Source organism: Xenorhabdus hominickii, from assembly GCF_002632725.1.
Lineage (GTDB): Bacteria > Pseudomonadota > Gammaproteobacteria > Enterobacterales > Enterobacteriaceae > Xenorhabdus > Xenorhabdus hominickii.
In genome coordinates this window covers 125,329-149,386 of the sequence record NZ_NJAI01000008.1, presented here as the reverse complement: position 1 = coordinate 149,386, position 24,058 = coordinate 125,329, and the positions used below count along the sequence as shown (strand labels likewise).

Below are 24,058 nucleotides of genomic sequence, written 5' to 3'. Positions count from 1 at the left end.
TTCGCCCGCTGTGGTCCGGGCACAGTGTGAGGCTGTCATGAAATTATTGGGTTAAGTTATGGCTAATTTATCGACATTGACGGTGGGCTTGCTGGTCAATGCGACTTCGTTCAAATCCCAGATGAGGGATGCCTATCGTTATGCCGGGCGGGAGTCTGAACGCTTTACGGATCAGGCGGGTTCGGATGCTCACAAACTGAAAAAGACCTACCGTTCACTGGCATCGCACATCAAATCGGTGTCCGGGCAACTGGCGTTACTGGCGGGTACGGGCTTTTCACTGAACACGATGATTTCCCATACTCGTCAATACGGGCAGACATTGTCTGACTTGTCTGCCATTACCGGTACAACGGGTGAACAGTTAAAGAAACTGGATGAAAACGCCCAACGGATCGGGCGTACCACGGAATTCGGTGCTACCCGCATTGCTGAGGCGTTTAAACTGATGGCTTCTGCCAAGCCAGAACTGCTGAAAAGCACCGGGGCGCTGACGCTAGCCACTGAGAAAGCGGTGATACTGGCACAGGCGTCCGGGATTGATCTCCCGGATGCGACTCGAGCACTGGCGTTATCGCTGAATCAGTTTGGTGCCAGTGCCGCCCAGGCTGACCGTTTTATTAACGTACTGGCAGCCGGGGCGAAATATGGCTCTTCTGAAATCAACGAAACCGCGCAGGCCATTAAACAGGGTGGCACCCTAGCCGCTCAGGCTGGGATCAGTATTGAAGAACTGGGGGCGGCTATTCAGATACTGGCAGAGCGGGGTATCAAAGGCGGCGAGGCAGGCACGGCGATTCGTAACGTGATACTGGCGCTGGAGCGTTCCACCGACAAGAAACTGAAACCTTCCGTGGTGGGTTTGTCGTCGGCACTGGAATCTTTAACGGGCAAGAACCTCTCTACAGCGCAAGCGGTAAAGTTATTCGGACGGGCCAATGTCAGTGCCGCGTCGAACTTGGTCACCGGGCGGGAAAAACTGGAAGTATTGACCCAAGCCCTGACCGGAACACAGGTCGCCTATGAACAGGCCAGTGCGCGTGCGAATAACCTGAGTGCTGATCTGGAGGTGCTGACGAGTGCTTTTGAAGGCATGGCGTTGAAAATCGGGCAGAGTACCGATGGCCCATTGCGTACCGGAGTACAGGGGGCAACCCATGCGATTAATGCGCTGTCCGAGAATGTTAATCTGGTGGCCAGCGTGGCATTGCATACGCTAATCCCCGTGATAGCAACAAAGCTGACCGCGGGATTACGTGAAAATATGACGGCATGGCGGGCCACCGAAAAAGCGGCTCGTGATATGGCCAAACAGCAGGCAGAAACGGCAAAACGTACTCTTGAACAGGCCAATGCCACGCTACGTTCAACGGAAGCGCAGGGCAGGCACATTCAGTATCTGGAAAGAACCAACCGTTTGCATAGACTCTCCGTCAATTATGCGAAAGAAAAAAGCACCCTGATCCGACAGGAAACGGAAGCCCTCAAACTACAAACACAGGCCACCGGACAACTTGAAGCGGCTAACCGCCGGCTGTCTTATGCCTATCGGGCATTATCTGTCGCGGGGGGCGCTGCCCGTGGCGCACTTTCCCTGATGGGGGGACCATTTGGTGCCGCAATGTTGGCAGGTTCTGCTCTGTACGGGTTATATAACTCTAGCGTCCAAGCCAAAGAGGGGTTGCGGCACTTAAAGGAGGAAACCGTTGAAACGGTGGCTGAACTGCAACGGCTTTCCAAAATTAAGGTGGCGGTCGAGCTGGATAAGACTGACGATGATCTTAACAATCTGAAAGCAGAACTCAGGCAGATTGATAGCCAACTGGAACGGTATTCTCAAACCCGAATCAAGCACTTAGAAAATCGTCAAAAAGGGGTCTTAAGTTTTTTTTATGAAGATCCGAAAGCAGTTGAAAAGCAAGGCCGGGTCTTACTCAGTCGGCGAGAAGATATCCTCAAAGGGATAGAAAAGAAAACCGCCAGAAAGAAAAACCTACAGACAACCTCGGTCGCGGGGATTTTTGACCAGCCATTGCCTGAGCCGCCAAAACCCGAAGAGAACGGCACGGGTAATCCGTGGACAGGTCAGGATCTCATCAAAGCAGAGAAACAAGGCAGACAATCACTTCACCTTTATCAGCAGTTACGCAAGGACATTGAGCAGACCCATGCCACCAGCCTGGATCGCATCCGATTCAGCGAGAAAGAAATGCGGGGTAAAATCCATGAAGTTGGCAAATCGGGTATCGCTTCGGACAGTGAGCTGCAACGCTTAAACCTCCTCAATGCCGAAAATCACCAAAAACAACGCCTCGAACTGGCAGAAAAATATTCCCCGGTAGCCGCATTGATCCGGCAGGAAAAAGACGCCAGCGAAGAACTGAAAGCGCTGTATAACGAACGGTTATTAACCGAACAGGAATACCTGTCCGCCAGTAAAACGCTGTATCAAACGTCGGTGAAAGACAAATTAGCGGAACAGGCAAAGCAAATTGCCGCCCCGCATCTGGATAGGGAGGGGGAGGTCGATCCCGTTGTGCAATTGCAAAATCAGCTCACAGAACAAACTGCGCTTTACGACACTTACTACCGGAACGGACTTATCAGCAAGGAACGTCATGAACAGTTAATGACCGCCGCGGCTCATCGTTCCAACGGCGTGCAATTGGCTGCTGCTAAGGATTTATATGCCTCGCAGGGTGATTTCCAGAAAATGCAGATGGATCTGCTGGATGTGGTCGAGCAACGTACAGGGAGTGCGTTAACCGGCATGTTGACGGGCACAAAATCCTTTTCAGCATCCATGCGGGAGCTGTCGGCCTCACTGGCGCAATCCATTATTCAGGATTTGATCCGTATTGCAGTGCAGGCATTGATCACCAAAGCCCTCTCCGGTTTCTTTGGGGGTGGGATGGGTAGCATGGGTGCCAGCGCATTGTCTTCGGCGGGAGGTAGCCTGTCTTCGGTGGGCTCTGGCACCACAATAACGCCGGATGTCTGGAAGAGTCCCATCATGAATGCGAAAGGCGGCGTTTATCAATCGACGGATTTAAGTCAGTACAGCGGGCAGATGGTCAGTCAACCGACGCTTTTTGCGTTTGCCAAAGGGGGCGGGGTGATGGGGGAAGCTGGCCCGGAAGCGATCTTACCCTTAAAACGCGGTGCTGACGGCAAGCTGGGGGTTCAGGCCACTGGCAGTACGGGCCACCAGACCTTTAATTCCGTTCATATTGTGATCCATGCCGAGGGGACGCATGACACGAAAACATCCCGGGGTGCCGAGTCTGCGGGGCAGGACATCGCGAAATTTGTCGATCAGCGCTTCAAATTTTTACTGCATAAAAGTCTGAGTCAGGGTGGTGAACTCAGTGCGGCGATTAAAGGAGGCCGATAATGATAAAAACCTTTGATTTTCCTGTCAGGGTAGGCGCGAGTGGCGAGTTTGAGCCGATGGTACGTACTGTCCAGTTCGGTGATGGTTATAAGCAGACCTCCGGCAGTGGGATCAACGCGCAGCGCGAAAATTGGCCGGTGTCTTTTGTCGGGACGCTGTCTGATATCCAGCCGATTATCGCTTTTCTACGTGAGCATCAGGGCTGGCGCGCATTTAAATGGCGTAATCCGCTCTCTGAACCGGGATTGTATCAGGCAGGAAAATTCACTGTTCAGGCCCATGGCGTTTATTTCACGCTCTCCGTGACCTTCACCCGTATCTATCATCCGTAAGAGATCTCATCATGACCATGAATGCAACACTTCAGCGGCTTGAGCCGGGAAGTAAAATTGTCTTATTGGCTGTCGATGGCTCGGTATTTGGCGGGCCTGTCTTGTACTTTCACAATCATCCTATCCCGTATACCGAGGCTGAGCTGGAAAATAGCGGGAACTTACCGGTGAAATCGCTCTGGTGGCAGGGTGTAGAATACAAACCGTGGCCCGTCAGCATTGAAGGGCTGGAAGTGACCAGTGATGGAAGGGCGGTAACGCCTACTCTCAATGTGACCAATCTGGACGGCACACTGAGTGCGTTGTGTCTGGCGTATCAAAACATGGTGCAGGCGCGTGTCACGATCCGCATGACCTTTGCCCATTATCTGGATGCGCGTAATTTTCCCGATGGCAACCCGCAAGCCGATCCGACGCAGGAAAAAATCGATGTTTTCTACATTGACAGCAAAACTCAGGAAGATAACGAAAGCATCCAGTTTTCGCTCTCTTCTCCCGCCGATTTGCAGGGGATTAAAATTCCGACCCGGCAAATTCACAGCCTGTGTACATGGTGCATCCGTGGACTGTATCGCCAGTCACCGTGTGGCTATACCGGCACCCGTTATTTTACGGAAAGAGGCAAACCGACCAATGATCCGGCCTTGGATGCCTGTGGAGGGTTAATGCGCGACTGTAAAAAACGTTTTGGTGACACAGCGCAATTGCCCTTTGGGGGATTTCCCGGCTCGGCATTGCTGAGGCGATAAGCATGACGATACTGAGAAAATCGACCACCCGTGCCATGATGGCACATGCCCAAACGGCCTACCCGGATGAGTGCTGCGGGGTAATTATTCAACAGCACCGCCGACAGCATTATCTTCCTTGTCGCAATACCGCATCGTCACCCACTGAACAGTTCTGTATTCACCCGGCGGATTACGCGGCTGCCGAAGATCAGGGCGAGATTATTGCCATTGTTCACAGTCACCCCGATGCGACGACACAGCCGAGCCCGTTGGATATCGCCCAGTGTGATCTGTCACAAACGCCATGGGTGATTGTTTCGTGGCCGGAAGGGGATATCCGTACCCTGATGCCTCTGGCCGGCATTAAGCCATTGATAGGGCGTCCGTTCGTGCACGGTATTTGGGATTGTTATGCCATCGTGCGTGATTGGTACAAACTGGAACGCACACTTGAACTCCCTGATTTTGACCGTACTGATGGCTGGTGGACTCGGGGCGAAAATCTGTATATGAAACAGTATGCCGCCGCTGGATTTGTCGCCTGTCGCGGTGAATTGCAGGCAGGGGATGTGATCATTATGCAGGTACAGGCGAATGAACCCAACCACGCCGGTGTTTATCTGGGTGATGGCCTGATGTTGCACCACCTGTACGGGCAGCTCAGTAAGCGAGAGCCCTATCATGGCTATTGGCAGGAACGCACCACCATCACCTTGCGTCATGCATCCGCTTCGGCGGATTTTTTGTTTAGGAGAATGACATCATGAACACATTACGCACCGTGCGGCTTTACGGTGTACTGGGGACTCAGTTCGGCCGAGTGCATACACTGGCTGTCTCTACCCCGCAGGAAGCAATCCGGGCATTATCCGTGCGGATGAAAGGGTTTGAACGCTTCCTGCTGACTGCCAAAGAGCAGGGGCTGACCTTTGCCGTGTTTAACGGAAAACGCAATATCAGCCGGGAAGAGCTGGTGTTTTCCGGGCAGGACGATATCCGCATTGCGCCAATGATTATCGGCAGCAAAAATGCCGGTGTCTTTCAGACTATTCTGGGCGCGGTCATGGTGGTGGCCGGCGCGTTCTTGTGGGCAACCCCGTTTGGTGCGCCGATGGTCATGTCCGGGGTGGGCATGATGTTGGGTGGCGTGGCACAGATGCTCTCACCGATGCCGGGCGGTCTGGCCCGGTGCGAAGATCCCGATAACAAGCCCTCCTATGCGTTCGGGGGACCGGTGAACACCGTTGCGCAGGGCAATCCTGTGCCCATTGGTTACGGCAGACGCCGCATTGGTGGCGCTATCATTTCAGCGGGTATCTATGCGGAAGACCAACAATAACGCGCTGAGGATGAAGTATGGAAAAGCAACCCATTTTGGGTAATAAAGGCGGCAGACAGCAGCCGCGCACGCCGGTGGAAGCGCCGGACTCGCTGCAATCGACTGCCTATACCAAGATCCTCCTTGCCCTCGGTGAAGGTGAATTTGCCGGCGAGCTGGATGGTCGGCGTATCTTTCTGGATAACACGCCGCTTATCGGTGCCGATGGCTCGCCTAATTTTGAAGGCGTCAAATGGGAATTTCGTCCCGGTACGCCCCATCAGGCGTATATCCCCGGTATGCCGGCGATTGAAAATGCCCGAACGGTGAGTGCTGAACTGGTCAGCTCGTGGGTCACGACGGTCACCAATACCCAACTGTCAGCGGTTCGCCTGCGGTTATCGTGGCCCCAGTTGCAGCAGCAAAAAGAGAACGGAGACACGGTGGGTTATCGCATTGACTATGCCATTGACCTTGCCACTGATGGCGGCGCTTTCAAGGAAATCCTGAAAACCGCTGTTGATGGCAAAACCACCACCCAATATGAACGCTCCCATCGTCTGGATTTACCCACCGCCCATTCGGGTTGGCAGGTGCGCCTTCGGCGGTTGACGCCAAAAGAAAACAGCAACCGGATCGCGGATGCCATGGTAGTGGAAGCCATTACTGAGGTGATCGATGCCAAATTAAGCTACCCGGAAACAGCCCTGTTATTTGTTCAGTTTGATGCCAAACAGTTCCGCAATATCCCGCAAATCACCTGTGAACCGAAGATGCGCATTATCCGAGTGCCCGATAATTATGATCCGGACAGTCGCACCTATTCGGGGGTGTGGTCAGGCACCTTCAAATGGGCATGGAGCGACAATCCGGCTTGGGTGCTGTATGACCTGATGATCAATGACCGGTTCAGCATCGGTACCCGGGTGAAAACGGAAAACCTGACTCTGGCAAAATGGGATCTGTACACCATCGCGCAATATTGTGATCAGATGGTGTCGGATGGTGAAGGGGGCGAAGAGCCCCGTTTTACCTGCAATGTGTATATTCAGTCACAGGAAGATGCCTGGGCGGTGTTGCGTGATATTGCGGGGATTTTCCGGGGGATGACGTTCTGGGCCAATAACAACATGAACGTGCTGGCGGATATGCCCCGTGACAGGGATTATCTCTTTACGGGGGCCAATGTACGTGACGGTAAATTCACCTATGCCAGTGCCAGTGAGAAAACCCATTATTCTACGGCGATGGTGAGTTGGTCTGATCCGCAGAACGGCTATCAGGATGCGATCGAACCGGTGTTTGAGCATCGCCTGATACGTCGCTATGGTATCCGGCAGGCCGATATTACCGCTATTGGTTGTACCCGCCAGAGTGAAGCTATCCGGCGTGGAAAATGGGTACTGTATACCAATGAACACGACCGGACCGTCACCTTCACTGTTGGACTGGAGGGGCGTATTCCTCTGCCGGGTTACCTTATCGGCATATCGGATAATCTGCTGTCAGGAGCCGGCAGAAGTGGGCGTATTCAGGCTGTGCCGAGGCGATATATGCTCACGTTGGATCGGGTGCCATCAGCAAAATCGGGGGACTGGTTGGTCGTCAACCTGCCTTCCGGTAAAACAGGAAAGGATCTCATTACCGCGATCAACGGACAGGACGTTTCCGTGAGTAGCGGTGGCTATGCTTATTCAGATCTCCCGGAGGCGGGGGCCGTCTGGTCCATTGAATCCAGCTATAGCGTGGAACACCCTTTCCGGGTGATGGGTATCAAAGCAGGGGAAGACGGTATCTTGTTTGACATCACGGCAGTTGAACACAATCCTGACAAATATGCCCTTATTGACACGGATATTCGTATTGATGAACGCCCCGTGGCCACCCTCCCACCCAGTGTTCAGCCGGCACCGAAGCATGTCCGTATCGACAGTGATACGGCAATCAATCAGGGCATTATCACCACCACGTTGCAGATCACATGGGATGCCGCCAGCAGTGCCGTGGCCTATGACGTTGAATGGCGTAAAGACAATGGCAACTGGATAACGGCACCCCAGACAACCGCCCGGCGTCTTGAGGTACCGAACGTCGATGAAGGACGCTATCAGGCGCGAGTCAGGGCGATGAATGCCGCGGCAATCTCCAGTATTTGGACGATCACACGGGATACCCTGCTGGAAAGATACACAAGGCCGCCATCAGAACCGCAGTCCTTCCAAACCACGCCGCTACTTTTTGGCATCCGACTGGACTGGGATTTTGCTAATCCGACGAATATTCTGCTGAAAACGGAAATTGGCTACAACAAAAGCGGAGAAGATGATGGCACGCTGAAGTTCGCTGATATTGCCTATCCACAACGCACCCACACGTTGCAGGGATTGGCCGCGAAGGAGAAACTCTACTTTCGGGCACGGCTGGTGGACAAATCAGGTCATGCTTCAGCGTGGACGTCGCTGGTCAGTGGCCACGCATCCAATGATACCGGCTGGATAGTGGAAGCCAGTCGGGATCATTTTCTGGATGCCGAAACCGGGCGGCGCTTGCAGGAACAACTTGCTGAACAGGCCAGAGACGATGCGCGTTACAAGCAATCCGCTGCGGAAAATGCGCAGGCCATTGAGAAACTGCATGACATGCTGAAAGATCTTCAGCAACGCACACGATAATCCGCTAACAAGAGTTTCCGGCCATCATTATAGATTCGATTCCCACGGGTTGAGGATCGTCACCCCTGAGGACTGAAAATCGGCTACGTTACGCGTGACTACCGTCATACCATGCACGAGCGCTGTCGCCGCAATCAGCGCATCACGCTCGCTGCATCTGTCTGGTACGTGCAACCGAGCGCAGCGTTGTGCTACGGCTGTATCAACAGGCAATGTTCGTTCAGAGAACTCCGGTAAGACATGTTGCTCCAGCCACGCCCGCAGTATAGCCCCCTGTGTGGCGTCCTTACGCTCAATCAATAAAATGCCAAGTTCTAATTCCATGATGGTGATGGCGGACACAAAGAGAGCAGCGGCATCAACATTTTCAGCCCATGCCGCCACGTTAGGATCAGCCTTCCCAGCGCGAATTTTTCGTAGCTCGGACACGACATTGGTATCGAGTACATACATCATGAGAAATCAGCCGGACGAGTGTCGATAGTCACGGACTGGGGTTCAAACTCAATGTCTGCAACGCCCGGCATCGCCAGCGAATCGGCAATGTTGCGATGCTGCTTTGTCAGCAGCCGGTACTCCTCAATGCTCAACAGCACATGTGCAGGCTTGCCACGATCAGTGATGAATACCGGGCCGTTTTTGGTTGCTTTCTTCGCGCGGGTCACATCCTGGTTCAGCTCCCGGCTGGAGAGAGTGGTGATAGTCATGGTTGTACCTCCTGCTTAAATTAGCTATATAGGTACATTACTACATTATGAATAATAGTGCAAAGTTTGTTCACTTTGCCATTTTCCCAAATGGCGGCGGGTAATACGGCTGTTAGTTTTACCACTCTTTGGTGTCCGGTATAAGGCAGCGATAGTCAATAGAAATGGAATACATTCGCTGTCGTTATTTTGCGAGCCGCTTTGCAAAGGTCATTTTTGTCAGTGGCATGTTATTTGGGCGGGGGATAGAGTGGCGGTGAAAATTTAAACGCGGCTTTAACGTGCTGGAAACACGCTAAAACCGCTAACCACAATAACTACAGGATTAGTTATTATGGCTGACACGCATTCTACTGCAGGCACTCGCATTTACAAAATTTCCCAACCGGAACGTTATCAGAAAGTGGTTTATCGCCCCAATGGGGTGAACCGCACGACTCCTGCCATCAATTTAAGTGGAAAATGGCTACTGGAAGCCGGGTTTTCCATCAATGATCCGTTAAAAATCAGAGTGATGCCCGGTTGCCTGATCATCACAGCCCAAAATTTTCATGAATTGTGGCACTGCTTAAAAAGCCTGAATGAAGGTGAATGGGATGATATCGCCGTGGCACAGTGGCTGCGGCAATTTCCCGGAAAATTAAATAAAAAGCTGCCGAAATAAACGCATAATGCTATGTTTTATCAATTAAAACATAATATTGAACGCGATTGCGTAAGCTGTGCTTTGCACTTAAATGGCAAAATTTTTCTTTTGCGAAGCCGCTCGCATTTTATTTTATGAATCAACAAAGAAGGAATCTATGGAGCTTAGATTTTCTACTGAAAACGCTGAAAAACCGGAATGTGTATTACGTGGTGATGATATGCAGCAGATGGGATTTACGCCCAATAGCCTGTTTCATATCCAACAATATCACAACGGGCTGATGTTGACATTGGCGAAGCCTGACGATGATCCAGCAGCCCTGTTCCGCGCTGTGGAAAATGATCCGAAGCAGGGCATCGATTGGGTACGTGATAATGGCGAACTGTATCTGGCGGGCGATTGGTTAACGGAAACCGGTTTGTTGGATAAACCTGTTCAAGTTGCTTTCGGTTACGGCAAAATTATGTTGATGACAGAGTCTGACCTGCCTGAATCGTGTAAGACATTTTAATTTGCTGATTGTATTGATGTGTTAACTATGGTTGACACATCGTATTGTTTATATACAATAATGATATTCGCTTTAGAGGTGAGCATGATAACCATTGAAAGGACTCAAGATTTTGAAAAATGGTTAAAATCCTTAAAAGACAGGATAGCCAAAGCCAAGATCTTAATCAGAGTTGAAAGAATGGAAGAGGGCAATTTTGGTGATGTTGAACCTGTGGGAGGTGGAGTTTCGGAACTCAGAATACATTACGGGCAAGGCTATCGTGTCTACTTTGCTAATAAAAATAATAAAATCATATTATTGCTCTGTGGTGGAGATAAAAGCAGCCAGCAGGCAGATATAAAGAAAGCCAAACAACTTGCGAAAGAATGGGGATTTTAAAATGAAAACAGAACCAAAAAAATTCGATGTTGTGGAGTTTTTAGAAACCGAAGAAGATATTCAGGCATACTTAAATGCCGCTATCGAAGAGAACGACACAAAATATTTATTTAAAGCGTTAGGCAACATTGCCAGAATAAAAAATATCAGCCAACTTTCTAAAGAATCAGGAATAAGCCGAGAGGGGATATATAAGGCGTTATCCGGTGAAGGCAACCCGTCGTTTAATACCGTATATAAAATATCAAAAGCATTGGGTTTGAAACTGCATTTCACTGGGACTTAATCAATTCTCTTTTTCACACTAAAAACTGTGAATTATCCATGTAACATTATATAATTTGTTAAAATTAAATATATAAATACGGAGTGTTATGTTTAAGATTGTTTAGAGTAATCAATTGTCTAATAATAAACCAAGTCGTGATAAAGTAAAAAAACAGAAACTACTTTTAACACGACTTGTAACCTATGCTAAATAAGCTTATCAATTTTAAAATTAACGTGATATTACTTAGACTTTTCCTTCTTGAAGAGGTTTGTTTTTTTCTCCTCCCCACGGGTCATCTAACATATATTTAGCATCAACCTTAATTTCAGATGGGACAAAAGTTAATTTATAAAAAACTTCATCACCTTCACATATTTCATAGTATAAGCTATAAAGCGTTTCTTTAAGGTCTAAATCAATCTTAAATTTTTCAGTCGCTGACGCTATCTCCAGTTTATTTTTATCTGTGACATAAAAAGGAACAACCATACACCGCTGAACTAGAGGGTCCATATTAAAATTTACTTCAAAAGTTAAGTGTATATTCGCGCCAAAAGCGTCATCTGGTAAAGGATCGAATACAACATAATCTTTGTGAAGAATAGCTCCTTGTTTGATATTCTCATTTCCCCATTGACATAGTATTTCATCAAATGGTCTTGAGCGAACCTGAATTTGGCTATGTGATATCAATAAATCTACTACTTGTTCATTACTTTTCATTCTGTTACCTATTTTTAATTATAATATAAACCATGTTATCAATCATTGAGTATTCATCAAGGTAAGAATGAACAAAGCCGGAAAATTACGGGATTTTTCTGGCTTAATCTAAGCTAATAAATCAGTTACTTTTCCCTAATGATTCAAACCATTGATAATGAAATTTTGCTTGCTCTTCTGGGGTGACATCAACATCTTTATCCTCAAAATCAAATATATGAACCTGATTTTCAGGTAAGCCATACTGACCTAATTTAGTTTCATAAGCTGTTATACCTAAACCCATATCCCTCTGCATTGCCGATGGGAATACATTTATTTTTGCTCCTTTGCAAAGAAAAACGATATCTTTTAATTGGTTTCTTAAATCTATAAAGCATGAAAAATAATCAATGCCGTTTGATTCTGCCAACTGATTGTTATTATGAAATATTCTTAAGCAACAATGCCTATCAGGAGAATCAATCAAATGCAATTTAGCTTCTTCCATTTCACCATTTATTATTATTTTTATTTTTCTTTCATTGACGCATATCATTTTTCATACCTTTTCAGATCTAAACTATTATAGTTACCCATATTATCACTGGCGCTAACTGGTATTGCACTTAATCTTTTTAGATTTACTCCCCAAGCATACCAGAGTCAATCTAAATATTATTAGATCCACTTCTATTAGAGATGTTACTCTTTCTTCAATTATCAAAAAAAGTACCAGTGCAGTTTGAGTTTAAATAAAAATTAGCCAGTTACTATTTATTAACAAGTTCAAAGAACTTCAACTACGGCAACAAATTTAGGGCCTTCATATACATTTAAATTAAATCCTTGAGTAAGTAAAAAATCAGGAGCATTATCAGCTAGAAAATAAGCTTTTCCTAAACCTATTCTCTCATTTCTTTCTTCATCATAAGAGTTGCTTTTTATGTCTAATACTAAGCTCCAATATGTTGTTTCACCAATCTTACTTTTTATTGGCTCAGTAATGACATAATATAATGTATTGATTGGTAAATTATTTTTACCACCTTGGTTTTCAGAAATCCAATTAATTTGGACATTAATGATTAATCTTTCCATAAAAGTATTTTCAAATTTTTACATGATGAGAGAGATATAAATTTATTCCATTTGGGTTTGATTTTGGTTTTATTCAGAACAGACTCTTCAATATATCGAGCATTACCTGCATTATACAGGTTTTCACGTGAATAGGCAGAATTTGCTACGTGGTCTGGTACATGGATTTGAACAACTTGGAATATCATGGAATCTTCCCAGTTTTATAGTGTTAATTTCAATTCATTTCAGAATATTTAAAAATGCCTAATAAAATTACCTGATATCTTGCTGGTTGCCGTTCGCCAACTGCAAGAATGGCTAATAATTTTACGTTTTTCATCTTGCAGTCATATATGTCATACATGACTGATAAATCATCATAGTTGTGAGTCATGATTGTTGATAACGGAAACTCTTTGATACCTTTAATTCTATCTTTTATTGCTACTCGCAAATGTTCATCTAATTTATTTAAGTTCTTTAGACTTGAAACGCTGATAGTTATTTTTTCATCACAGCATGAGGACTTAATGGTATGATTTAGTTTATAAAATTCGTCTTCGAACCCATCATAAATCATCTCTTTTTTCTTCAAATTTTTCATTTTTAAGCTCATGACAACCTCTTAAGAGCGCCATCTGTTACTAATTGTTCAATTTTACCAGAAAATTTATATTGAGTACCCATACTGGGCTGTTCAAATCATGGAATAGCTGGCTAAGATCTTCCGGGATTTTGAGGTTTTTAGCCAGCTCAAATTGATGTAGTTCAATGATTTTGGTCACCATGATAGACTCTTAAAAGAACAAAGCCGGAAGATCACAGTGATCTTTCCGGCTAATTCATTATGTTAGATATTATTAATCTAAATATGGTGATCTATATTTTTGTACTGTAAGTAAAGTATTTATTTTATCTATACATTCTTTTGGATCTATTTTTGATACAAAATACATATAAAAATCATATCCAAAATGAAATTCGCATGTATCTGATATGAGTTTACACCACATATCTTCTCTCAAAATTGATTTAATTCCGTTTTTTAATTGATTGATATCTATAGACTCACCTTCAATATATGAAATTTCATCAACACTTACTTCTAGTGCTTGGATTTTAAGAGACTTGATACCTAAACAGTTACATAAATTAATAATATAATCTATATATTGATTTTCAATCCGTTCGTATTCATCTTTTTTTACTTTTTGACCAATATCAAAAAAGCTAGTCCATTCATCAGGATCAGAATAAATATCGCCATTTTCATTGATATTAGTATATTTTGTTATTCTATATGAATATTTCATTAGTCACCTATCCTATTCAGATCAGCATCATATGTTCCCGATCTTGTTTTCTTGCTACCTAAATTTTTCACACTATCAGCAGCCTTCCATACACCTCCATTATGTTGATCAACATCAGGAGTAATATATTTCATTTTGTTCGATGCTTTCTTATTCATATAAATAGGTTGTCCATGAGAACGCTCGTTAATTTTTGTATATCCGAGCTTTTTAGCCATTTCGGCAAAGTTACATTTTGCTAATCCAAATGGATCAACAAAATTAACCGGATTATCGACATACCCATACGGATTCAGCCCACCCAATAACCCAATGGGGTCAGGCGATATGTACTGCGCGGTTTCCGGTAAGTAATACCGATAGCGATTGTAGTAAAGCCCGCTTTCGTCGTCCTCAAATTGCCCTAAGAATCGGAAATTGCAGTTAACATGATAATCGGCATGACCGGAGCTAACCACCTGAAAACTATCTGCCTGTCCCCACGTTTTTAGCCGCTGTGCCCAGACTAGTACTCCTTGTTCGTCTAGCATCTCGCGCGGTGTGCCCTGATGGTCGCTCACGATATAGTGTAGCTTGTATTTCTCAAAACGGGCTGACGGCGTTAATGAGTAGGGTTCATATAACCAACGGATACGTTGACCTTCCGCCGGCGTGCCGTCAGCGTAAATTGGCGTTTCCTCGATAAGTTGATCGCCGCTCCACAGGTAATCCTGCCCCATAATTGCATCGCTTCTCGGCTCTACATCTGGTCTACCAGCCAACCACAACTGTAAATTAGTTGCGGCCAGTTTTCCATCGTGAATTTTGAGTTTTTGGAGACGTCTGCCAAAAGGATCATATTTATACTGCCAACGCGAGCCATCCGGGGTTTCACAGTGGGTGAGCTGGTTTTGGGTATCCCAGCGATAGCGCCAGATTTGCGGGCGGAAGCCATCATGGTGTTCGGTTTTTTCGATCAAACGCCCATTGTCATCATAGCGATAACGATTATTTCCGTGCTGCACGACGCGCCCGGCTTGCTGACGTTGGTTGATTTGTGCCACCGCTCCCTGCGCATCGGTCGGGAGATGTTGGCTCAGGTTGCCGTTGGTGTCATAACTGAACTGCTCTTCATGCGGACGTGCGCCCTCGAACAGCGTATGCAGTATCTGGTCGTTGGTATTGTAACGGTAGCGGGTTTGCCCCCAGCGACTGTCGTCAATTACCCGCACATTATGGGCACGGTCATATTGCCAGTTCCGGTTGACGGCGGTGGCTTGTGGCGGGAAGTGCGGGTCGTTTTGAGCCAGTGTTTCCCTGAAAAATTGCGTGGCTTGTCCCGCCGATTGATGTGCCAGCAGACCGGTAGCTGTGTAGCGGCTGGCAAGGATAAAACCGTTGGCACTTTCGCGCACCGTTTCCCGCCCCAGTGCATCATGTTGGAAGGTCAGTGGTGCATGCTGGTTAAGCTGAAAGTGATTCAGACTTCCCGACAGGTTATAGCCGAAGTGCAGGGTATTGCCATCTACGCTTTCGCTGACCGGATGCCCGGTCAGGCTATCCCACTCACGGGTAATTTCCCTTCCGTTGGTGCGCTCGCAGATTGGCAAACCGGTGGTTTTATCATACTCATACTCGACGGTAGCATCGGCGTTAGTGGCTTTCACCAATTGATACCGTTTATTGTATTCGTAAGAGGTGGTGGCTTTAAGCTCTAACTTGCCCTCTTCCGGTTGCCAGTTTTCCTGTTTTATCAGTGAACCGGCAGCAGAGTAGTGCCAACGTAATTGTTGACCATCCGGATATTGTGACTGAATACGGCGGCCCAGCTTATCGTACTGATAAGTAATGGTACGCCCGGTAAAATCAGTTTCTCGGATAATTTGCCCGGCGGCATCCCGCTCATAGCGATAGGTTTCACCCGTGGAGGCGGTAACCGAATTCAATCGGGTCAGACGGTCATAACCAAAGCACAAAATAGTACCGTCGGGTCGTGTGACTTGGGTTAGCAAGTCAAATGCGCCGTAAGTGTAGCGTGTGGTACGGCCTTCGCCGTCAGTTACTGCCACCACACGCCGTTCACTGTCATAGGCCAGTTGCTGCGTAGTGCCATCCGGTAGTTCAACATCGGTCAGGCTGCCGTTAAGGCTGGCATGGTCATCGCTATAGCGATAGTAGGTTCGTTGTTTGAGGGCATCGGTGAGTTGGCGCAAACGACCCAGTTCATCCAGTTGCAGCCCAGTGGTCTGACCGTCCGGTGTCATCACTGCAGCCAGCCGTTGCTGCTCGTCGTAGGCGTAATGCCATTGGCGACCATCTGGCAGCAGGCGTTGGCGTAATTCACCGTGGAGACCGTATTGGTATTCTTCTTTGTGCCCCAACGGATTAGTCAGTGCGGTCAGGTTGCCCTGCTCATCATAGTGAAATTGCCAGCGATCGCCCGTTGGCAGGACACTTTCAATCAGTTGCCCGTGTTCGTCATAACCGTAATAAAAGGTGTCGCCAGTCGGTAGTTTTACTTCGGTCAATGCACCGTCAGGATTGTAATCGAATGAGGTTATTCCACCCTCTGCATCAGCTTCCCAGACAATTTGGCTGTGGTGCCACTGGCGGCGGGTGATGCGCCCCAGCGGGTCAACTTCGCGGATCACCAGACAGTTGTTATCGTAGTGATACTGGGTTTCACCGCCTTCCGCATCAATATACGTGGTGATACGAGCATTATCGTCATAGTGGAAACTATCGAACCAGTAGCCACTGGTGGTGGAGGTTGTGAGTACTCGTCCACGATCATCGTAAGTAAGGGTAACATCGGTCTGATCGGTATCGTGCCAGCGGATCATCTGCCCCTGTGCATCATATTCATGCCACAGGTGGTTATGCTGGAACGCTTCGCATTCGCTTAGATAGTCTTGTGAGTCATAGTGACAAGTGACTAATCGCTGCTGTTTTTTCTGTTCAAGATAATCTAGTGTTTGGAGTTGCTGATCCTGATAACCCAGGATCAGCCGGAAACCGTCGGTGCGAGTGACTTCGATCAATTGTGAGTGTTTATCGTAGATAAACCGAATCGCGTTCTGACGTCGATCGGTGATCGCGGATAATTTACGGATAGATCCAACGGCATGATTGAAGTGGTAGGTAAGCTGGGATTGACGATCAATCAGCTTCAATTCATTGTTCAATTCGCCGGTCAGCAGGTAATGGGGGATATGCTGGTTACGGGCGAGCACCGTGTTACCCGGTGTGCTGAAATCGTAGATCACGCCGTCGGCATCGGTGAAATTTACCTTACCATTGACCAGTTCCAACTGACGTGACCAGTCATCCGCCCATTTAGGGCCAAACAGGCCGTTGAAATTAGCGGTGGAGCGATAAGTGCGAGTCAGGGTAATCGGCAATAATCCGGGAATAGCAATAACCGGCCAGATTTGTAGAAAATCACCAGTCGCAACATCAACGGGTTCTCCTTTTTTTATGCAGGTTCCGTTACAACTTCCCTCTTTGTTGGTTGATGAGGTCGCGTCATCATTATGTTGCTGAGTTTCCTTTTTCGGACTAGCACCTTTTTGTTGTGCTTTTTTGAGTTTTGGCCCCACCTTGGCTCCTATTTTAGCCGCTCCTCTGAGGAGTCCACCAATGCCTGTAGCAGAAGAAGCTCCAGTGAAGATTAAGGCCCCACCTTTCTCGGCATCACTTTTCATTTCCATCTTAATCGCATCAGCATTGACCATATCAACGGCCTTTTGCTGAAGGTCAGAAATTCCGACGGGAGCGACGCCCATATATCCTAATGCTTGTTCGACTGCAACGGCGGGAGTCGTTGCGACTATAATCGCACCTTTCCCGAACAATTCGCCAATTTCAGGAACGGTATTCCAGAGCGCTTTTCCTGCCCCGATAGCGGCTGCTCCCGGATTATCCCAGGCGGCATTCAACTCTTCTTTGGCTTCCTCTCCCCACTTTTGCACGTCTTCCTTGGTCTCATCCCACCATTCTCCCACCTTGTCAAAAAATCCTTTTTCTTGCTCAGTTTCCGGTGTGACGGCCGGATTCGCTTCATGTGGCGGATTTGCCCCCTGTGGTGCCTGCCCGACGATTTTACCTACCGTGTTACCCGTACCGCTCGGGCTGTCATCGCGGACTTTGGTTGGCAAAGATTCGTTAGGTTCAGGAGGAGGTAACTTCCATTCTTCCAACGGAAATTCACCACTTTTGAATTTATCAACAGCATCCTGCACAACCTGCTTGAATCCATCAGGGGTCCATACTGAATTTTCCCCTCCGACTTCGCTGTGAGGGAACAGGTCTTCCGCATATTTGAGAGCCATTTCGGCTCTTTCTTGCGTGTGGATGGTAAAGTTTTCACAAAATTGTTTGGCACCATATCCTGTAATTTCAATTCTGACTGTCATTGCGTTTTCCTTATGCTCCATTCATCCAGAATTCATCTCCATGGCGCAGTACCAGCTTGTTACCTGCTCGGACAGTTTGGGTATGTGCTTTTGGATGGCATTTACCCCCCACAGTCCCGCTTTTGACACCATTTGCCACACCCGGTTGGTCACCCAGTGTCGTGGGTACAAAACTGCGGGCAAACACCACCACGGGTTGACCATTAGCCCGCACGGTTTTTTCCGGTGCCGAACTGTCTGCCAGTTTCGCGACCACCGGATAGGGGATGGGCGGTGTGGCAGGCCCTATCGGGGTTTTGCACACGTCCGGCAACATACCGATAATCATCCATGTGCCGGCGGTACGGGCGATGTAGTTATCAGCCATGCGTTTTCTCCTCTTCCAGTGGTGCTAGTTTGAGTAACGGCGCATCTGGGTTAATTTCAAACCGGGCTTCGGCGACCCGCACGGGCAGGGCGGCTTTGAAATTCAGGCGGCAGGTCAGATGCAGTGTTCTGGCCTCGCTGTCGACAATGAGCGTATCGAGGCGCATCGGCACAGGTAACAGAATGCCGTTTTGCATGCGCAACAAAATGAACGGACGATGTCCGGGCAGTTTGACATGCAGGTCACTGTGGGGTGTCAGGCCACTTAGCGTAATGGCGATATCCGTGTCTGGCCAGTCAATCTGCTGGTCAGCCGGTGCGCCGTTCCAGTAACCGAAGTCAAAATCTTTCGGCAGGTAAGGGTGGCGATGCTCTAACCAGTCGGCATCGTAAGTACCGGCCAATTGGCGGCGGGGCAACCACGGGCGACCGATAAATCCCATGCCTTGTGGCTGGCAGGCGGGCGTATCGGGTGGCAACGCTCCCGCCAGTTGCGCTGTAAAATGCTCGGCAGTAAAAGGTGCCTCTGACCGGATGATGCGCGGGGCAGGGTAGCGAGTGAGTTGTTTGGCGTTGGCGTACCACGGGGTGATAAATCCCGTTCCCAGCGGGTTGGTTTCACAAACCGCATGGGCCACTGGGGCATTTTCCCCGTCCGGATGTTGTTGGCGCTGTTCCGGAGTCAGGCGGTCACGCTCTTTGAGGTGTTTGCTTGCTTTATCGTCAGCCTGAATTTTGCATTCGCCCCCGAAAGCGTAGCGATAATCCAACGGCAGAGTGGTAAAGGGTTTTGGCTCCGTCAGTTGCCAGTGGCCGCTGGCATCACGGATAAATTCCCGCTCGCCGGTGATGGTCAGGGTTTTGTCGAGCAGGGGCTGTCCCTGTTGGGTGTTGACCTGCAACCGTACGGGAAATTCGGTACAGGGACGGTTATCCGGTGCGTAGGCGGTGCCATTAACAATCACATCGCAGCGCGGCTTGAAGGGAGCAATATCACTCTCCTGCAATACCTGCGAGGCATTCATTTGCCCGCGATATTCATCCTGTAAACACAAAGGCGGCGCGGGTAGCAGTTCAGCGACGCATTCCCCCTGTCCGGCAGGCATCAGCTGGTAGCCAATTTTCATGACCGCCACATGATGTTCGGTATCGTCGACATCGAGCATTGAATAGTTCATCACCGCAAAAGGGGTGAGGTTACGAAATTCCATCTCAGTCTGTCCTTGTTAGTTCAGGTCGATGTCTTTACCGGTGATTTGTACCGGGCCACTGGCCTCAAATTTGAATTCACTGCCCTGTATGGTGATTTTGCCTGAGCTGTCCATCCGCAGGACGCTGGCACCGCATTTCAGTTCAATCACATCACCGGCATTGATGGACAGGGTATTACCAACTGCAATGGATTTATGGCTGCCGACCTGCTCAGTCTGGCTGGCGCCGACGGTGGTATTCATGCTGGTGCCGACAGTCAATGCGTAGACCATGCCGATGGTTTCCGTGCTGGTCATTTTCACCATTTCGTTTTTGTGCTCATTCACCTTGATGGTCTGGTTTTTCTCCACGGTTTCGCTGTGGTTGGCCAGCACATGGGTATCGCGGTTATTGAGCACTTTGGTGTTCATGTCTTTTTGTGCGTGCAAATCCAGCCGTTCACTGCCCTTGGCATCTTCAAACAGCAGCTCGTTATAGCCTTGCCCTTTGTGGGTTTTGGAGCGGAATGCCATCTGAGTTTTGCTGCCCGGTAAGCTGCCCGGCGGGATATTGCTGGCATGGTAAGTACGCCCGGTGACGATAGGCTGGTCCGGGTCGCCGTGCAGGAAATCCACCACGACTTCCTGTCCGATACGTGGAATAGCCAGCATACCCCAGCCCTGACCCGCCCACGGCTGGCTGACCCGTATCCAGCAAGAGCTTTGGTCATCGCTCTTGCCGTAACGGTCCCACGGGAATTGCAGACGCACACGCCCGTACTGGTCACAGAAAATTTCTTCTCCTGCCGGACCGACCACTTTGGCGATTTGTGGGCCATCAATCACCGGTTTGGGGCGCGGTGCCGGACGCCAGTTCTGGTTCTGGCGGATGAAGGTGAAGTGACTGTTCAGTGTTGTGCCGGAGCCTGAGCTGGCGCTTTCCAGTGCCTGCGGCTGGCTGCCGTTGTGGCTGGCGGAAACGGTCTGCCATGATTGATTCAGGTCTAACCGGGGATGGTTATCAAGAATGAATAGTTTGCCCGGTTGCAGGGCAATGGCATTGCCGCTGCCTTGCCCGGTCTCCGCGTCGCTGCGCAGAGCTTCCAGTCGGTAGCGGGTGAAATCCTTGCCATGGGCCTCATCTTTGAAGCGACCCGGATAGTCGTAGTGCTCGTAATACAGTTGCTGCAGGTTTTCATCCCGCATCTGTTGCTGAAATTCCGCTGGCCATGCCGGGTTCTTGAAGGTGTAATCCTTAAGCTGTACCTGAGCTGGGCGGACCTGAGCGCTGCTGGTCAGGCTGCTGACCGCGGGTTCACCCAGTGTACTGACTTCACCCGGCTGATAGGGCAGGCGGATGCCCGGTGGTACAGAGCCGCAGTCGTCGGCAAACACCAGCGTGTTGCGTCCGTTACTGCATTCGAAGAAGTAGAAAATACCTTCTTCCGCCGTCAGCCGTTGCAGGAAATCGAAGTCACTTTCCTGATACTGCACGCAGAATTCGCGCTCCGGGTGCGGGTGGCGCAGGTTGAACACGACATCGCGGATGCTGTGCTCTTTGAGGATAGTGGTGATGATGTTGGCAATGTTGAGCTGTTGGAAGATGCGCGAGTTCTGCCGTAAGGTGGTGCGCCACAGGTCAGGGCGGATGCTCATCCGGTAGGTGGTCTGGTGCAGGCCGGTATTGCCCTGCTCAAAGCGGGTGACGATGCCGGTGATGCTGCGCTGTTCGATGCCGTTTTGCAGAATAGTCAGTGTTGCAGTGCGGTCAAGCACCAGCGGGAAACTAATGGCGGGAATGGCGCTTGCCAGCCCCACTTCCAGTGCAAAGGGATGCGAGAAATGTTCGTTCAGGCTAAAGTCGGTGACGACAAAGGTCTGTGCCGGCAATCCGCCTGCGGTCAGGGTGAATAGCAATCCGCTGGGGTCAGCACCACCCAGTAATCCCAATACCTGACCGGCTTGCTGTAACAGCTTGCCGGCCGATGAGTTACCCGCGGCAGCCTGAGCTGTCATTCCGGCTTTTTGTCCCGCACCACCGGCAAAGCCGCCACCACTGATGAGGCTACCGGCACCGACAGCAGGACTCCCGCCTGCACCCGTCAACAGGTTTTTGGCCTGCTTTGCCATCTGTGCAGTTTGCTGTCCTTGTCCTAACAGCGATTTTCCTTTCTTCAATGTTGTGGCGTGTTTTTTCACTGACATCTATTCTGTCTCCCTGAGATGATGGAATGTTATGCAATAGGCTATCCCGCCTGATAACAACGCAGGCCATAACATTCGGGCACAAGAGTTAAATTTAACTCAGATTGTCTCCGCAAATGGGTTAATTAAGGACGCAATATGCGGTTTTACGATAATTTGAAGAGACGTTGTTGTCCGAATATATCGGTTGAACCGTGATAAATAAAATAGGAACAATAATAAATAACGAATGGGTAAAGTCCAAATCAAATCAAGTGAAATAAAAAACGGCATCCAGCAATGACAGTGTAAAAAGTTAAAATAATTGCCGTTTTAGAATAACATTCTCAATTAACGTATATAGTTAGCGCATCAGGCTATTGGTTATTTATCCGTAAAAGAAAGGATTTTCTTAATATTATGAAATAAAAATAAAAAAATTAATAATATATTTGACAAGGCCATGATCATTTCTATTTCGTGAAATAGATCAAAAAAACTCCTTGATAAATGAGTTTTTATTTGCTGTTTTTTTAAAAGGCAGCAATCAAAAAGGATTGACATTAAATATATAAATACCAGTCATTCAAATAAACAGAAAGTGAAATAATATCTAAACGAAAATAAACTGATTAATATTTTCTACATTTAACACGATGTTAATTTAGCATGGATAGCGGCATCTCTTTGTGGGAATTCCCCGCCCCTGCTCGTTATATTGGCACCTGAAAACTTAAGCTGTCGGACAAGACGGTATTGATCAAGTGTCTAATAAATAGCCATAAGACATCATATGTGCTAATGTGGGTTTGTGGGAAACCAATGAGGAATGACCTATGAGTCGCTTAACTATTGATATAACCGATCAGCAACACAAGAGTTTGAAAGCATTGGCAGCGTTGCAAGGCAAGACAATCAAGCAATATACGCTTGAACGTTTGTTCCCTGACATGACTAATGAAGATCAAGCATGGCAAGAGTTAAAAGCCTTGTTGAAGACACGGATCAATGAGGGGACAGAAGGCAAGTTATCTGGGAAAAGCATTGATGAAATCCTTAATGAAGAACTTGCTGAGAACGGACGCGATTAATGGATTATATACTGACGGAAGCTGCAGAAGCTGATTTACGCGCAATTATTCGTTACACACGTAAACAATGGGGTAATGCACAGACGCACCGCTACATCACTACCCTTAAGCAAGGTATTGAGCGTCTCGCTTGCGGAAAAGGATCTTTCAAGGACATGAGCGAACTTTACCCGGCATTGCGCATGGCACGTTGTGAATATCATTATGTGTTTTGTTTGCCACGAGAAAGTGCTCCGGCATTAATCGTGGCAATTTTTCATGAAAAGATGGATTTATTGACACGCCTTGCTGATAGGCTTTTGTAATTTTGTTGTTTTTTAAGCTACGATCATTATCAGGCGTTAATCAGTGTCAACGTATATCAGGGCTAGACACCGTTATCAAATTAAGTGGGACGGATTTGGGACAGGTATCGAAAGGCAACCGCACGTAACTACGGGTAACTTTCGGTAAGGTGGGACGTGTGAGCACTGATAAATGCGGTAATTCGTTGATTTAAAAGATGGGCTTACTCTCTTCTAAGCCGTAGGTCACAGGTTCGAATCCTGTATGGCCAAAATCAATATCTTACAATAAAAAATTGAAAGCCCGCCATAACAACGGGTCAGGTAACGGGTCAAGTTATCTCTACTTCTTCTCTCTCACCCAAGCCTCATAGACCTCTTCAGGCGGTCATGTATTAAATAGTTAGTTGTTGTGATATGCTTCCCGCCTTTTAAGGGTAAAGCATGGCCAAAGCTGACGTCTATTGCCGTTATTGTCACAAATC

General features: G+C 48.1%; 24 protein-coding genes. 12 read left to right on the top strand and 12 right to left on the bottom strand.

Features of this window, described 5'->3' with window-relative positions:
- Positions 1-58 precede the first annotated feature (58 nt).
- From Xhom_RS49910 to Xhom_RS49885, 6 genes are read left to right on the top strand one after another with little or no spacing between them, the layout of a single operon-like run.
- Positions 59-3,394: a phage tail tape measure protein gene (locus tag Xhom_RS49910; RefSeq protein ID WP_069318289.1), complete on the top strand. Its 3,336-nt coding sequence runs from the start codon at positions 59-61 to the stop codon at positions 3,392-3,394.
- Positions 3,394-3,726, top strand: coding sequence for a phage tail protein (locus tag Xhom_RS49905; protein WP_069318290.1), 333 nt, complete (start codon positions 3,394-3,396; stop codon positions 3,724-3,726). The genes Xhom_RS49910 and Xhom_RS49905 overlap by 1 nt, the downstream gene beginning before the upstream one ends.
- An 11-nt stretch (positions 3,727-3,737) precedes the next feature.
- Positions 3,738-4,475: a phage minor tail protein L gene (locus Xhom_RS49900; RefSeq protein ID WP_069318291.1), complete on the top strand. Its 738-nt coding sequence runs from the start codon at positions 3,738-3,740 to the stop codon at positions 4,473-4,475.
- 2 nt (positions 4,476-4,477) lie between these two features.
- Positions 4,478-5,224 carry a C40 family peptidase gene (locus tag Xhom_RS49895; RefSeq protein ID WP_099139840.1) on the top strand — a complete coding sequence of 249 codons (747 nt, stop codon included), beginning with the start codon at positions 4,478-4,480 and terminating at the stop codon, positions 5,222-5,224.
- Positions 5,221-5,796 (top strand): tail assembly protein, encoded by a 576-nt coding sequence (locus tag Xhom_RS49890; protein WP_069318292.1) that lies wholly within the window; start codon positions 5,221-5,223, stop codon positions 5,794-5,796. Before Xhom_RS49895 ends, Xhom_RS49890 begins: the two co-directional genes overlap by 4 nt.
- A 17-nt stretch (positions 5,797-5,813) precedes the next feature.
- The gene (locus Xhom_RS49885; RefSeq protein WP_099139839.1) at positions 5,814-8,447 is read left to right on the top strand and encodes a TipJ family phage tail tip protein; all 2,634 of its coding nucleotides are present in this window, start codon (positions 5,814-5,816) and stop codon (positions 8,445-8,447) included.
- Positions 8,448-8,474: 27 nt separating this feature from the next.
- Here Xhom_RS49885 and Xhom_RS49880 read toward each other — a convergent pair whose 3' ends face one another.
- Both Xhom_RS49880 and Xhom_RS49875 read right to left on the bottom strand, forming a co-directional pair.
- On the bottom strand, positions 8,475-8,900 hold the full coding sequence (locus tag Xhom_RS49880; protein ID WP_069318594.1) for a type II toxin-antitoxin system VapC family toxin: 426 nt from the start codon (positions 8,898-8,900) through the stop codon (positions 8,475-8,477).
- Positions 8,900-9,154, bottom strand: a complete 255-nt coding sequence (locus Xhom_RS49875; protein WP_069318294.1) for a type II toxin-antitoxin system Phd/YefM family antitoxin — start codon at positions 9,152-9,154, stop codon at positions 8,900-8,902. Before Xhom_RS49875 ends, Xhom_RS49880 begins: the two co-directional genes overlap by 1 nt.
- Before the next feature lie 334 nt (positions 9,155-9,488).
- On the opposite strand from Xhom_RS49875, the gene Xhom_RS49870 reads away from it, so the two are divergent.
- The 4 genes from Xhom_RS49870 to Xhom_RS49855 all read left to right on the top strand — a co-directional run bounded on the left by Xhom_RS49870 (position 9,489) and on the right by Xhom_RS49855 (position 10,981).
- Entirely contained in the window at positions 9,489-9,818 is a 330-nt protein-coding gene (locus Xhom_RS49870) for a SymE family type I addiction module toxin (protein ID WP_069318295.1), read from the top strand.
- A gap of 139 nt (positions 9,819-9,957) precedes the next feature.
- Positions 9,958-10,314, top strand: a complete 357-nt coding sequence (locus Xhom_RS49865; RefSeq protein WP_069318296.1) for a SymE family type I addiction module toxin — start codon at positions 9,958-9,960, stop codon at positions 10,312-10,314.
- Positions 10,315-10,398: 84 nt separating this feature from the next.
- The gene (locus Xhom_RS49860; protein WP_069318297.1) at positions 10,399-10,695 is read left to right on the top strand and encodes a type II toxin-antitoxin system RelE/ParE family toxin; all 297 of its coding nucleotides are present in this window, start codon (positions 10,399-10,401) and stop codon (positions 10,693-10,695) included.
- Position 10,696: 1 nt separating this feature from the next.
- Positions 10,697-10,981, top strand: coding sequence for an addiction module antidote protein (locus Xhom_RS49855; RefSeq protein WP_069318298.1), 285 nt, complete (start codon positions 10,697-10,699; stop codon positions 10,979-10,981).
- A 228-nt stretch (positions 10,982-11,209) separates the two neighbouring features.
- On the opposite strand, the gene comJ is transcribed toward Xhom_RS49855, so the two are convergent.
- From comJ to Xhom_RS49805, 10 genes are all read right to left on the bottom strand, one after another.
- A complete protein-coding gene (gene comJ, locus Xhom_RS49850; RefSeq protein ID WP_069318299.1) occupies positions 11,210-11,689 on the bottom strand; it encodes a competence protein ComJ in 480 nt (159 codons plus the stop codon).
- 121 nt (positions 11,690-11,810) lie between these two features.
- On the bottom strand, positions 11,811-12,227 hold the full coding sequence (locus tag Xhom_RS49845; RefSeq protein ID WP_069318300.1) for a hypothetical protein: 417 nt from the start codon (positions 12,225-12,227) through the stop codon (positions 11,811-11,813).
- 230 nt (positions 12,228-12,457) lie between these two features.
- Positions 12,458-12,769, bottom strand: a complete 312-nt coding sequence (locus Xhom_RS49840; protein ID WP_069318301.1) for a hypothetical protein — start codon at positions 12,767-12,769, stop codon at positions 12,458-12,460.
- Positions 12,770-12,986: 217 nt separating this feature from the next.
- Positions 12,987-13,367: a type II toxin-antitoxin system RelE family toxin gene (locus tag Xhom_RS49835; protein WP_069318303.1), complete on the bottom strand. Its 381-nt coding sequence runs from the start codon at positions 13,365-13,367 to the stop codon at positions 12,987-12,989.
- A gap of 28 nt (positions 13,368-13,395) precedes the next feature.
- Positions 13,396-13,539, bottom strand: a complete 144-nt coding sequence (locus Xhom_RS49830; protein WP_157104635.1) for a hypothetical protein — start codon at positions 13,537-13,539, stop codon at positions 13,396-13,398.
- A gap of 72 nt (positions 13,540-13,611) precedes the next feature.
- Entirely contained in the window at positions 13,612-14,064 is a 453-nt protein-coding gene (locus tag Xhom_RS49825; RefSeq protein WP_069318304.1) for a hypothetical protein, read from the bottom strand.
- On the bottom strand, positions 14,064-18,458 hold the full coding sequence (locus tag Xhom_RS49820; protein WP_232326201.1) for a toxin C-terminal domain-containing protein: 4,395 nt from the start codon (positions 18,456-18,458) through the stop codon (positions 14,064-14,066). The genes Xhom_RS49825 and Xhom_RS49820 overlap by 1 nt, the downstream gene beginning before the upstream one ends.
- Positions 18,459-18,468: 10 nt before the next feature.
- The gene (locus Xhom_RS49815) at positions 18,469-18,825 is read right to left on the bottom strand and encodes a DUF4150 domain-containing protein (RefSeq protein WP_069318305.1); all 357 of its coding nucleotides are present in this window, start codon (positions 18,823-18,825) and stop codon (positions 18,469-18,471) included.
- Positions 18,818-20,035 carry a DUF2169 family type VI secretion system accessory protein gene (locus Xhom_RS49810; RefSeq protein WP_069318306.1) on the bottom strand — a complete coding sequence of 406 codons (1,218 nt, stop codon included), beginning with the start codon at positions 20,033-20,035 and terminating at the stop codon, positions 18,818-18,820. The genes Xhom_RS49815 and Xhom_RS49810 overlap by 8 nt, the downstream gene beginning before the upstream one ends.
- Before the next feature lie 15 nt (positions 20,036-20,050).
- Positions 20,051-22,219, bottom strand: a complete 2,169-nt coding sequence (locus Xhom_RS49805; protein ID WP_069318307.1) for a type VI secretion system Vgr family protein — start codon at positions 22,217-22,219, stop codon at positions 20,051-20,053.
- An 815-nt stretch (positions 22,220-23,034) separates the two neighbouring features.
- Here Xhom_RS49805 and Xhom_RS49800 point away from each other — a divergent pair.
- Both Xhom_RS49800 and Xhom_RS49795 read left to right on the top strand, forming a co-directional pair.
- Positions 23,035-23,289, top strand: coding sequence for an antitoxin (locus Xhom_RS49800; protein WP_069318308.1), 255 nt, complete (start codon positions 23,035-23,037; stop codon positions 23,287-23,289).
- A complete protein-coding gene (locus Xhom_RS49795; RefSeq protein ID WP_069318309.1) occupies positions 23,289-23,594 on the top strand; it encodes a type II toxin-antitoxin system RelE/ParE family toxin in 306 nt (101 codons plus the stop codon). Before Xhom_RS49800 ends, Xhom_RS49795 begins: the two co-directional genes overlap by 1 nt.
- The last annotated feature ends 464 nt before the right edge of the window (positions 23,595-24,058 follow it).